This is a genomic window from Fundidesulfovibrio putealis DSM 16056, assembly GCF_000429325.1.
GTDB classification, from domain to species: Bacteria; Desulfobacterota; Desulfovibrionia; order Desulfovibrionales; family Desulfovibrionaceae; genus Fundidesulfovibrio; species Fundidesulfovibrio putealis.
Genome location: NZ_AUBQ01000013.1, coordinates 202,789 through 214,108 on the forward strand (window position 1 = coordinate 202,789; position 11,320 = coordinate 214,108).

Genomic DNA, 11,320 nt, shown 5'->3' on the forward strand with positions numbered 1-11,320 from the left:
CAGTAGTCATGTCAGGCGATATCACATGCAGTGGGTGGGCCCCCTGGAAATTCAGACGAGGGTGGTCTGAAGGCTTGTCGAGTCTTTCGACTAATGCTGACATTGCAAGGGTCGAAAAAATTTCTATAGTTAGGACAAGACAAAGGGGCATGTTTCTTACACTTGACGAGTTTAACCGCCAGCTTCCAGTTGTTATTACTGACAAGAACGTAATTAAAGATTTTTTTAGTCAGCTAAGTATCCAGATGGACACTTGCCCGATGAATACGGCCGAGGGCTTATATTATCATGTGGTTGCATTCGGTTCTTTTGATGATGTCGCCTACATATTTATGCAAAAATGCGAAAGGGCAGGCTTTTGGAATGTTTGGAATCTGGACGGGGCAGGCGTTTACGGGGTGCCGACACCAACGTTGCTCACCGAAGTGTTTGGCGAGAGGTAGCCGCCTGGACGGCTGTGCGCGCTCACCCAGACCTATTCGCTGGTGAACGGCAAATAGGCTTTACAATCCGCTCTCTTCGTGATGTTTGATGGGGAGTCGCCACACGGCGGCTCCCCTTTTCTTCACCGTGAAAGCCCGCATAAGGCGAATCAGGCGTACGTAATGGCTCCACTGCCGCTCTTGACTGGGGCCGCCCTGGCCGCAACCGGAATCGATGCCCAGGACGCTCCCGTTTGGGATGAGAAACTGCGACTCGCTTATCTAAGGAGGCTCAACATGGATGAGGCGACAACCCTGCGAACCCACCTGAAAAACACCTTCAAGCAGCTCTCCGACGCCGACGTGGAAGACCTGGCGTCCAAGATCGAGGTCGTGCGCGAGAACTACAAGTTCCGCTACGGCAAGCTCATGGACTACGCCCAGTTCTTCGCCGGAGTCGTCATGAGCGTGGAACTCGAGAACCACAGCTCCTTCCCCAGGGCCGTAGAGATCGAAGACCTGGCCACCGGCGTGTCCATGGGACGCATCTTCTTCAACCCCTGGCAGCGCAAGACCGTCAACCTGACGGCGCTGTGCGGCGGATTCGGGCGTCTGCGCTACAAGACCCCCAAGATGCAGACCTTCGTTGAGACCCCCTTCCTGCAGGAAGGCGAAGTGTACCGCTTCACCCACGCCCGCGCCACCATCGCCGGGCCTAATTCGTAACGGGCGAACCGGTCGGGGGTATCCCCCGCCAGTCGCAGGACTCCCGGGCGCTGTCCAAGGCATTGCCAGCCGCTAGGGGACATCGCACGCGAGTTGCCGAAAGCCGCCGGGGACGCCTCCCACCCCGGCGTTTGGAGGCAGACGCCATGACAGATTCCAAGCCCCCCTACACCATCGCGGACAAGCTCCCCATCGTGGCCACCCCGGACGTGAAGGTCACGCTCATGACCTACGCCCCCGGCCAGGAAGTCCCCTGGCACACCCACACCACGGTCACGGACGCCACCTTCTGCCTGGAAGGCAACGTGAGCCTCGATTTTCGCGGCCCCGAAGAGTCCGCATCCCTGCAATGCGGCGACTGGCGCGAGGTCGCGCCCGGACGCGCCCACCGGGTGCGCTGCCTGGGTCCCGGACCCTGCCGGGTGCTGCTTGTGCAGGGTGTTGGAGCATACGATTTCGTGCCGGACGCCTCCTGACCGGGGGCTTACTCCGGACCGCCTGGAACCTCCAGGTTGCGGGTTTGCTGACGCGGGCCTTGCCCCCCGCGTTTTCCGAAGCGTCCCGAACCTTCCCGGCATAGCGTCCGCCGCGCCGCCCTTCCTGTCGGGACAGTGGTCCCGACCAGCCCCAAACGACGGTACAGGACGTTTTATTCGTCACCCTCGTGAAATCATGAACAGGATTTCATTTTGTCCCCGCCCCTGTTTGCTCTAGTGATTACCCTTGCTTCCGGCTCCGCCGACCTGCATCGGCCCCCTTGCGCTTTGCAGCGGGAGTCTTAAACTGAATTGCGTCCAAAGAGACAAGGAGCATGCATGTTCTGGAAGACCAGCAAGGAGAAGAAAAATTATCCCGGCTTTCCCACCCTGCCAGACACCCTGCGCATCGGCGCCATCGTGTCCATCGAGCCGGGCGAAGCCCTGCGCTATGAGGGCCTGGACCTGGCCCTGCCCCTGCCACAGGGCGAGATGGTGGTGGAGGCGGTCTCCGGCATGGAGCTGTTCGGCCTCACCATCATCCGGGCCTACGTGAAAACCGGCGAGCGCCAGGCGCTGTTCCAGTTCCAGCAACAAAAGGACGGCACGGTCATCGACGTGAACTGCCTCCAGGTGCTTCAGGAAATCTATCCCGGCAGCGAGTCCGACTGGGGTCAGTGGCTGGGCGAGGGCGGGCTGATCGGCGGCGCGGACCTGACCTCCCCCCAGGGAGCGACCTACGCGCGCGACTGGGGCGACGGGAGCTACTCCCCGCCCTTCGACGCGCAGGAGAAGATCTTCACCGCGCCGGACTCGGCCCCCATCGTGGTGAACCACAAGATGATGCTCTACAGCCGCGAGATCGCCGACACGCAGGAGTTCATGCTCCTCTCCGCAGACGAGGAGCCAGGCCAGGCCCTGGTGCGCTGCCTGACCGGCGTGGTGATGACCCCGCAGGCCCTGAAGATTTTCTAGTGTCGCGTTTTTAAAAATATGACCATGTTTTTACAAACAAAACACATGGTTCTCTTGTCTTAGGCTCATACACTGTATGAACGTATTTTGAGAAAGCATTTTCGCGCTGCAAAGTGTCACGGACGCTGCCCCCAAGGACACGCGTCCCAAAGCCGTTTCCCGTGTTCATGAAACGTTTCAAGAGGTAGACCAGACATGCGACCCAGTTCGATTCTGGCCCTGGCCGTGGCCCTGATGCTCGTTGTCGGCCCCACGGGCCTCGTCTTCGCCAAGAAAAGCGGCGGAGGCTCCTTCTCCTCCGGCGGCAGCCGTTCCGGCTCCTCGGGCTGGTCCAGTTCAAGCCGCCCGAGCACTCCGGCCCCGGCGCCGTCTTCTCCCTCGTCTGGCTCGTCCGGGTGGTCAACCAGCAAGCCAGCTCCCACACAGTCCGCTCCTTCCGGGCAGCCGAGCGCTCCCGCGCAGAGCTCCCCCTCGGCGTCCGGCGGCTTCTCCAACACGACCGGAGCGACGTCGGGCGCAGCCTCCAAGTCCGCCGGGACGTCGGCCTTCTCGTCTTCGGGCGCGGACGCGGCCAAGCGCCAGGCCGCCACGAGCTCCTACCAGGGCTACCAGGGCCTGTATTCCAAGTCCGGCAACGCGGTCCCTGGCCAGGTGAGCACCGGCAAGCCCATCCTGAACCAGAACCGCACCTTCGGCTCCTACAAGGATTACAACGGCTACCGCGACAACTACTACGCCGGACGCGGCTACGCAGCCCCCGGCTACGCCTTCAACAGCTTCTCCCGGTTCGGCATGTGGGACGCCATGTTCATGTGGTTCATGCTCTCCAACCTGACCTCCGGGGCGGGCTTTTTCCACAACAACCAGAGCGATCCCGGCGTGAAGGCCTTCAAGGAAGAGGCTGCCAAGCTGGCCGAATCCAACGCGGACCTCAAGAAGCAGCTGGACGAGATGAACGCCAAGCTGGACGGCATGAAGAAGGAAGGCGTCCCGGTGGAACCCGGCACGGTGCCCAAGGACGTGGACCCCAACATCGCCCTGGCCGATCCCAAGATTGACGAGTCCATGGGCGATTCCGGAAAGTCCTCGGGCGGGCTGTTCTGGCCCATCGCCACCATGGTGGTGCTGGGCGGCGGCGCGCTCTGGATGTTCAACCGCAGGCGCGGCTGATCCCGCATTTTTCGCGTTTCTCAACTCTGACCGGTCAAACCAAGCGCTCCCGCCACGGCGGACGTGGCGCATGACCCCTCAAGGAGATTTGAATGATCAATTTCGTGAAGCACTTTTTCGTGAAGAAGGCCCAGGACGCCCAGTCCGGGTTCGTGAAGCTGCTGGTCGAATTCGACCCGGAGACCGCCTCCGAGGCCGAGATTTCCGAATTGGACGAGGCGCTGACCAAGCTGACCAAGCAGATGGTGGACGCCAAGAACGCCTGGGCGCGCGAAGAGCGCGAGGCCCAGGAGATCCAGAAGAACTACGACCTGCGCCTCTCCGCGGCTGAACGCCTCCAGGCCAAGGCCGACGCTGCCTCCTCCCCCGAGGAAAAGGCCCAGATCGAGGCCAGTCTGGCGAACCTGTTGGGCGAGCTGGAAAAGATGGTCCCGGAGATCGACCGCGAACAGCGCGAAGCCGACGAGGCCAAGGTCTATTACGACGAGCTGTCCCAGGCCGTGAAATCCGCCGCCGAGCGCCTGAAGACCGCCCGCGAGCGCCTGTCCGACGCCAAGCGGCGCATGGACGTGGCCAAGGTGCGCATGGAGCGCGCCCAGGAGCAGGAAGAGCGCGCCAAGGTGGTGGCCGGCATCAAGCAGCAGGCCAACAACCTGGGCACAGCCTTTGACGCCATGACCCAGAAGGCCCACGAGATGGAGAGCAAGGCCGAGGTGTCCGCCCAAAAGACCCAGCTCCTGGCCCCGCCCAAGTCCGAGGACCCCATCCTGGCCCAGGCCCTGAAGGAGGCCGCCGGAGAGACCTCGCAGCCGCAGCAGCAGAGCCTGGCCGACCGACTGGCCTCGCTCAAGAAGAAATAGTCCCCCGCCACGCAACGAACACGGCTCCCGGACGGTGCAACCGTCCGGGAGCCTTTCTCTTTTTCATCCTGCCATCGACAACGCCGCCGGGAACACGCAGACCTATAAGGGTGTGCAGAGGGCGCAGCCCTTTGCCCGCCGGAGGCTTCTTCCCCGGCTCACTCCCCCGCCCTTCTCCCCTTACTCAGTCCAGATACGCGTGCAGCCTCAGCGCCTGCAAACAGAACGCCTCCAGCCGGGCTTCTATCAACTGCGGGAAGGGGTTGCCGTCCGTTTCCAACGCCAAAAACGGCAGCGTGCCGCGCGCCTGCGGCGGAAGCTTGCGTGTGCGCCAGGGGTACAGCTGCGCCAGCGCGTCCGTGTCGAAGGAGCGCGCAAGCACGGCCTCGGCCAGCCGCGTGGGCATGCAGCCGAACGGCCCCACGGCGATGACCCCGCAGGCCGGGGCCAGAATTTCGTGGAATGCCGCGCCCACGGTGAGGATGGCCTCCCCGGTGAGCAGCGGCGACACGTAGGGCGCGCCCGCACGGATCAGCTCGCCCGTCTCCGGCGCGTGCGGGCTTATCAGGCCGCTTGGCAGGAGCGCTTCGCGCACCTGCTGGAAACAGCGTTTCTTGAACCACTGCTTGAAACGCCCCTGGAAACCGGCTTTCGCCGTGATTCCGGCATTTTGCAGCCAGTCCGTGTAGAACACCCACTCGCTGACCGGAGAGGTGCGCACAGCGACGCCCTTGGCCGCCAGCCGTTCAACCAGCCCCTGGCGGGAGATGGGGTCGTGACGCACGTAGATCTCGCCCAGCAGTGCCACGGTGGGGATGTGCTCGCGGGAGACGCGCATGGGGATGCGCGACAGCTCTGCGGCCACGAGGCGCATCTGGGCCAACGCACCCTTCCAGGAGCCGCCAAGAGCCGTTTCCACGCGTTTGAGGCATGCTTCCAGCAGGCTCAGGGCCTCCACGGGATCAGCAGCCCCGGCCAGCAGGCTGGAGCGCATCTCCTCGAAGAAGTCGCCGGTCACTGTGCCGCGCCAGATGGCCAGGGTCACGACGCTGGGCAGCCCGGCGTAGCCGTTGTCCGCGCAGGGAGAGAGCACGGCCACGTCCTGGATGTCCAGCCGTTTGAGCATCCGCGAGGTGAACTCGCCGTACTGGCCGAAGCGGCAGGGGCCTTTTGCGCCGGGCATGAAGTAGGCCGTGGCCTCGCCTGCGGGGCGGGCGTCCAGATAGTCCAGCAGCGTGCCCACCGTCAGTTGCAGGGGCAGGCACTCCTTGCAGCTGGAGTTGCCGCGCCCGCGAGCCAGGGCTGCCTCGCCTGCGGGTGGCAGCGCAACGGCGCGCACGCCGCATCCGGACAGGGCGCTGGCCGCCAGGGCCGTTCCGTAGGGGTTCATGCTGGGGATGGCCAGCCGGACGCGCTCATGGGTCAGGGGCAGCCACACGCCGCCAGGGAGGGCGATCCCCGCCTGCCTGTTGCGGGACTCCATGCGGGCCACGGGAGTGCCATTGGAGCCGGGCCGCACCACACGCTTTGAACTTGCGGCGCGCTGCTCCAGCCTGCGGTGGTTGTCCGCGATGTCCAGGAAGGCCTCCAGGCGCGTCTCCAGCCCCGCGTCGGCGGTGTGGCTGTCCAGTTCCAGGGTGAGGGAGGGCTTGCCGCCCATCTCGTCGCGGAAATAGCCCAGCAGGAAGGAATCCGGCCCGCAGGAGAAGTTGGTAATGTATGCGCCGAAGAGCTTGGGGTGGGCCGCCGCATAGCGGGCTGAGGAGAGAATCACCCGGCCCTGGCCCCAGTACATGGCTGGGATCGCGGCGTCTTCCTGGCTGATGGGCAGCATGTCGCAGGGGATGACCATGGCCCCGCGCGTGGCCAGTTTCTCCGGCACGGCCTTGTTGGCCTCGGGCGCGAAGGCGTTGTAGCTGCGCCCGAACAGCGCCACGCCCATAAGGTCCGGCTCGTCCTCCAGGCGCGTGAGGGCCTCGCGCCCCATGTCCGCGATGTCGCGGCGACAGAGGATCTGGGCCTCGAGCCCGGCCTGGAAGGCCTGGCGCGCCCGGAAGGCGTCGGCGCCCAGGGCGCGGGCCGTCTCCAGGAACGCACCCTGCGCGCCGGACAAACCCTGTGCGAAATCCAACGCCGGAGCCAGCAGGCGCGGGCCGTACGCGGCAAGCTCCGGGAATGCGCTGCCCAGGTAGAAGGGCTCGCCCTGCAGGAGCACGCAGGTGCAGGAGGCGTCCTGCCCCGGCGCGCCCGGAACGGAGCGCACGTGCGGCAGGAACACCGCGTCCGGGCTTTTGGAAAGCAGATCGCCCATGAAGCCGTGGGCCAGCTCCGCCGGGAAGCACAGGGCCGAGGTGCGGCGCTGCACGCCTGCCGGGTCCACGCGCTCCGGGAGGACAACATCATAGCCCAGCTCCGCGAAGAAGCCTCGGAACAGGGGGAAGTAGGTGTTCACCAGATAGGAGCGCGAAAGCCCCACCACTGGCTTCCCTGACCCTTCTGGGGGGACGTAGCCGCGATACACCCGGCGCTGGCGGGCCTGGACAAGATCCAGGCTGGCCGCGTCCGGCGACCTGCCCTGGCGCAGGTTCTCGAAGCGGTTGCAGATGCCGCCGAAGGGGTGGACCTTGCCGCCCACCTCGATGCGCGCGATGCGGCAGCCCCGGTCGCAGCCTTCCTGGCCGCCCTTGCCGCCCCGGCAGGTGAACGGCTCCCTGGATACGGCCTCACGCCCGGCCAGATCGTCCAGGTCGAACGACGACTCCGGCAGCAGCCCCTGGCGCATGCGCTGGTCGATGACCAGGGCCACGCCCACCGCGCCCATGAGCCCTGGCTCGGGCGGCACAACGATGCGCTTGCCCGTGAGCATGGCCATGGCCGCAGGAACGGCGCGGTTGTAGCACACGCCGCCCTGCATGAAGACCCGCTGGCCCACGGGGCGGCTGCCCTTCACGCGGCTTACGTAGTTCAGGCAGACCGAGTGCACCAGCCCGGCCAGGATGTCCTCCAGGGCAAGGCCCTCCTGCACGGCAAGCTTGATGTCGGAGCTTATGAACGCGGCGCACTGGTCGTTGAAGTTGGGGGTGGTGGCGGCCTTCAGGGCCAGGCCCGCAATGTCGCGGGTGTCCACGCCAAGCGATTCGCGGGCGGACTCCTCCAGGAAGGAGCCTGTGCCCGCGCTGCACGCCTCGTTCATGGCCGAGTCGCAGGGGTGGCCCTGGGAGAGGAAGGTGTACTTGGCGTCCTGGCCGCCGATCTCGAAGATGGTGTCCACCTGGGGGTCGTAGTGCGCGGCGGCGGCGGCGTGGGCCACGATCTCGTTTATGGCCGCCGTGGCCTGGCCGTGCAGCGCGGCGATGGCCCGCCCCGAGCCCGTGACGCCGTGCCCCACGATGCGCACCGGCGCGCCAAGCTGGCGGGCAAGGCTCGCGTAGACCAGGCGGGACGCGCCTACGGGATCGCCCTCGGTGCGCAGGTACTCCCCGGCCAGCACGGCCAGATCGCTGCAGCGCAGCACCACGCCCTTGGTGGTGGTGGAGCCCACGTCCAGGCCCAGGAGCACCTCGTCGCCGGGCTGGGCCTCCCCGCGCGGGTGCTCCTTGAAATCGACCAGATGCAGCGACTTGGCCAGCGGCGCAAGCAGGGTGAAGCTGGCCGGACGCGCCGTGAACACCGAACCGTCCCCAGGCGGCTGCGGACGATGTTCCATGGCCCACAGGGCCGCGCCAAGCGCCTCGAACCAGGGAGCGGACTCGGGGATGATCAGGTCGCTGATGTCATCGCGCAGGAAGCGTGCCATGGAGGCGTTGGCCGAGCAGCCGCCCGCCAGCAGAACCCGGCCCCGCGCCTTGTCCGGCAGAAGCTCCAGGCATTTCCCGGCCATCATGCGCCCAAGGCCCGCCACGATGGAGTCGCGGGGCGCGCCCTTGTTCAGGGCGTGGGTGCAGTCGGACTTGCAGAACACCGAGCAGCGCCCCGACACGGCGTACGGGTCGGCCTGCTGGTCCAGGTCGCCGAGCTGCGGGACGGAGAGGCCCATTCGCCCCAGTTGCTGGGCCAGAAATTCGCCGGTGCCCGACGCGCATTTGTTGCCGGAGCGGATGTCGCGCACGCGGCCAGCTCCGTCCAGGCCGTAGGCCATGAAGGTCTCGCCGCCGACGGAGAGGACCGTGACGCCGCCCACCTGAGCGCCCAGCACGAAAGCGGCGGCCAGTTCGACGGCCTCCGGTTCGGAGAGCGAGGGCAGGCGGACGAGGTTTCTGAGTTTTCTGCCGGTGACGGCCAGGGGAAGGGAGCGCCAGCCGGGCTCGGCGTCGAGCATGGCGTGCAGGGTGTCTGTGGGATTGCCGCCGTGGGAGCGGTTCTCGGCATGGAGGATTCGCACGTCGCCGTCGGACGCGGCCAGGCGGACCAATCCGATGGACGACGCGCCCAGGCACAGCCCCAGGGCTTCGCGCACAGCCGAACTCATGAGCGTTTCGTCCTGTGGTGGAGTTCCTGTTCGGGTCTAGTCCATCTCCCGGACCAGGGCCTGGATTTCTTCGCGGATTATCCTGGCGGCAACGGCGGGAACGGCCTTCTGCATCTCGTCCAGGATGCTCTGGCGAAGCGCTGCCAGCTCCTCGCGCGAGACCAGACCGCTCAGGTCCGGCGCGGCTGGCTTGGTTTCCAGCGCGTCCAGGCGGGCCTGAATCTGTTCCTGGCGCGCGGCCAGGTCTTCCAACTGCCTTGCAAGGGCGTCCGTGTCCGCCGGGGCCGGGATGGCCTCAATGCGGGCCATGACCTCAGAAAGTTCTGCATCGACCCTGCCCGAGAGCTCCTGCACCTGCACCAGGGCCTCGCCTGCGCCTGCTCCTGCGGCCTCAGGTGTGGGCAGCGCGGCCAGGACTTCCTGCTTCACGCGCTCGGCCAGGGCTGCCTCGTCAAGTGGTTCCTGCGCAGGCGTCGCCAGTGCGGACAACTCGGACTTCAGGGCTTCGTTCTGCTGCTCCAGGCTCTCCTTGAGCTCCGCGATCATGGATGCGGGATCGGCCTGGGATTCAGACGCGGCCTGAAGGTCGGCAAGCTTTTCGTCCACACGGGCTTCGATCTGGGCGATCTGGTCGGCAAGGGCTCCGGCGTCCACGAGTTCGGGCTGCGCGGCGGGCTCGGGCAGCGCGGACAGGACCTCCTGCTTCACGCGCTCGGCCAGGGCTGCCTCGTCGAGTGGTTCCTGCGCAGGCGTCGCCAGGGCGAACAGCTCGGCCTTCAGGTCCTCGTTCTGCTGCTCCAGACTCTCCTTGAGCTCCGCGATCATGGCGGCCACATCGGGCTGGGACTCTGCCTGGGATTCGGACGCGGCCTGAAGGTCCGCCAGCTTTTCGTCCACGCGGGCTTCGACCTGGGCCGTCAGGGCTTCGGCGTCCACGGGCTCGGGCTGCGCGGCGGGCTCAGGCAGCGCGGACAGAACCTCCTGCTTCACACGCTCGGCCAGGGCCGCCTCGTCGATCGGGGCCTGGGGCTCCATCCGGCTCGCGGCAAGGAGCGCGGCCAGGGAATCGCCCATGTCCTGAAGCTTCTCTTCCAGGCTGTCCAGCCGGGTGCTCAAGGTGTCCAGGGCCGGGCCGGAAACAGGCTCACCCAGGCTCGCGGCGACCACTGCCGCTGCTCCCGCCGCGACAGCAGGTGCGGCCAGGGTGTCGAACATCGAAAGATCGGAAGAATCGGAATCGCCCGCTGCCGCCGTGGAGGCAGCGTCCGAAAGAAAATCGTCGTTCAGCTCGGGCAGGTCGCCCAGGCCGGAAGCGCCACTGGAAGCGCCGCCGGAGGCCTCTGCGCCGCTCTTTTCGGCCTCGGCCAGCAAGGCGTCCAGTCCGTCCAGGTCGATGTCGTCCCCCGCTCCGCTCTTGGCGTTTTCTTCGGGCAGATGCAGGTCGTCCAGACCGGGCAGGTCGGAAAGATCAGGGAGGCCGGGGCTCTTCTGCGCGCCCTGGGCAGGCTTGTCCGTGGGGGATTCGGCGAAGAGGTCTTCCAATTCCCGTTCGAAGCTCAGATCGACACCGCCGTCAGCACCGCTTTTGCCGTCCGTGCCGGGGCCGTGTTCGATGATGTCGGTCAGCTCGATGATGTCTTCCGGAGAGTTGGACATGTGGGCCCTCCGCCCGATGAAAGCCGGACGCGGCAGGGAATCTTCCCGCCGCGTCCGGGGATGCTACTGTGCCTGGGGGTGACAGGCGTTGCAGGCGATCGGGGCGTTCTTGCCCTCGGCCTTGGCCTTCTTGTGGCAGCCGACGCAGCTCTTCGTGGACTCGCCCTTGTGGAAAGCCATGTAGAAGCTCTTGTCGCTGGTCTTGTCCGCAGGATCAACCACATCGTGGCAACCGGCGCCAGAGCACTTCATGTCCTTGCCTTCCTTGTGATGGCAAGCCTTGCAGTCCACGGGCTTGTGGCCAGCGCCCTCATGGTTGAACTTGACAGGAGCCTTGGTCGCAGTCGCGCCGGCAGGCACCTTCAGTTCCATGGCGCCCTTGGGCGCGTCCGCAGCCATCAGCGCCGGCAGGCAGAAAGCGCCAACCAGAGCCGCACACATCAACAGGACAAAAAACGGTTTCCTCATTCCCATCCACCTCCTCACCAAAAAAAGTTGAATGAAAAAATTCACATAGCATCTACGTCCAGAATCGGCGGCGTGTCAAGGCGCAGGGCCGATTTTCCT

Annotated in this window: 9 protein-coding genes; 6 read left to right on the forward strand and 3 right to left on the reverse strand. The window is 65.8% G+C overall.

What is annotated here, in order from left to right; all coding sequences use genetic code 11:
- Window positions 1–149 precede the first annotated feature (149 nt).
- The 6 genes from G453_RS0111020 (at window position 150) to G453_RS0111050 (ending at window position 4,629) form a co-directional block, all read left to right on the forward strand.
- Window positions 150–443, forward strand: a complete 294-nt coding sequence (locus tag G453_RS0111020) for a hypothetical protein (RefSeq protein ID WP_027191115.1) — start codon at window positions 150–152, stop codon at window positions 441–443.
- A 276-nt stretch (window positions 444–719) separates the two neighbouring features.
- Window positions 720–1,148: a hypothetical protein gene (locus tag G453_RS0111025; protein WP_027191116.1), complete on the forward strand. Its 429-nt coding sequence runs from the start codon at window positions 720–722 to the stop codon at window positions 1,146–1,148.
- 146 nt (window positions 1,149–1,294) lie between these two features.
- Entirely contained in the window at window positions 1,295–1,624 is a 330-nt protein-coding gene (locus tag G453_RS23530) for a cupin domain-containing protein (RefSeq protein ID WP_051272323.1), read from the forward strand.
- A 339-nt stretch (window positions 1,625–1,963) separates the two neighbouring features.
- Window positions 1,964–2,599 (forward strand): DUF2491 family protein, encoded by a 636-nt coding sequence (locus G453_RS0111035; protein ID WP_027191117.1) that lies wholly within the window; start codon window positions 1,964–1,966, stop codon window positions 2,597–2,599.
- Window positions 2,600–2,794: 195 nt separating this feature from the next.
- The gene (locus G453_RS27940) at window positions 2,795–3,769 is read left to right on the forward strand and encodes a hypothetical protein (RefSeq protein WP_156920884.1); all 975 of its coding nucleotides are present in this window, start codon (window positions 2,795–2,797) and stop codon (window positions 3,767–3,769) included.
- A 92-nt stretch (window positions 3,770–3,861) separates the two neighbouring features.
- Window positions 3,862–4,629 carry a hypothetical protein gene (locus tag G453_RS0111050; protein WP_027191120.1) on the forward strand — a complete coding sequence of 256 codons (768 nt, stop codon included), beginning with the start codon at window positions 3,862–3,864 and terminating at the stop codon, window positions 4,627–4,629.
- A gap of 184 nt (window positions 4,630–4,813) precedes the next feature.
- On the opposite strand, the gene G453_RS0111055 is transcribed toward G453_RS0111050, so the two are convergent.
- The 3 genes from G453_RS0111055 to G453_RS0111065 all read right to left on the reverse strand — a co-directional run bounded on the left by G453_RS0111055 (window position 4,814) and on the right by G453_RS0111065 (window position 11,221).
- Entirely contained in the window at window positions 4,814–9,097 is a 4,284-nt protein-coding gene (locus tag G453_RS0111055; protein WP_043645441.1) for an acyl-CoA dehydratase activase, read from the reverse strand.
- A gap of 36 nt (window positions 9,098–9,133) precedes the next feature.
- Window positions 9,134–10,753: a hypothetical protein gene (locus tag G453_RS0111060; protein ID WP_027191122.1), complete on the reverse strand. Its 1,620-nt coding sequence runs from the start codon at window positions 10,751–10,753 to the stop codon at window positions 9,134–9,136.
- A gap of 63 nt (window positions 10,754–10,816) precedes the next feature.
- Complete coding sequence (locus G453_RS0111065; RefSeq protein ID WP_027191123.1) at window positions 10,817–11,221, reverse strand: cytochrome c3 family protein; 405 nt, start codon at window positions 11,219–11,221, stop codon at window positions 10,817–10,819.
- Window positions 11,222–11,320: the final 99 nt, after the last annotated feature.

What these genes read in the sequence shown, in the direction of transcription:
- G453_RS0111025 (WP_027191116.1), top strand. Translation starts at nt 720, where the DNA reads ATGGATGAGGCGACAACCCTGCGAACCCACCTGAAAAACACCTTCAAG.
- G453_RS0111020 (WP_027191115.1), top strand. Translation starts at nt 150, where the DNA reads ATGTTTCTTACACTTGACGAGTTTAACCGCCAGCTTCCAGTTGTTATT.
- G453_RS0111060 (WP_027191122.1), bottom strand. Translation starts at nt 10,753, where the DNA reads ATGTCCAACTCTCCGGAAGACATCATCGAGCTGACCGACATCATCGAA.
- G453_RS27940 (WP_156920884.1), top strand. Translation starts at nt 2,795, where the DNA reads ATGCGACCCAGTTCGATTCTGGCCCTGGCCGTGGCCCTGATGCTCGTT.
- G453_RS0111035 (WP_027191117.1), top strand. Translation starts at nt 1,964, where the DNA reads ATGTTCTGGAAGACCAGCAAGGAGAAGAAAAATTATCCCGGCTTTCCC.
- G453_RS0111055 (WP_043645441.1), bottom strand. Translation starts at nt 9,097, where the DNA reads ATGAGTTCGGCTGTGCGCGAAGCCCTGGGGCTGTGCCTGGGCGCGTCG.
- G453_RS0111050 (WP_027191120.1), top strand. Translation starts at nt 3,862, where the DNA reads ATGATCAATTTCGTGAAGCACTTTTTCGTGAAGAAGGCCCAGGACGCC.
- G453_RS0111065 (WP_027191123.1), bottom strand. Translation starts at nt 11,221, where the DNA reads ATGAGGAAACCGTTTTTTGTCCTGTTGATGTGTGCGGCTCTGGTTGGC.
- G453_RS23530 (WP_051272323.1), top strand. Translation starts at nt 1,295, where the DNA reads ATGACAGATTCCAAGCCCCCCTACACCATCGCGGACAAGCTCCCCATC.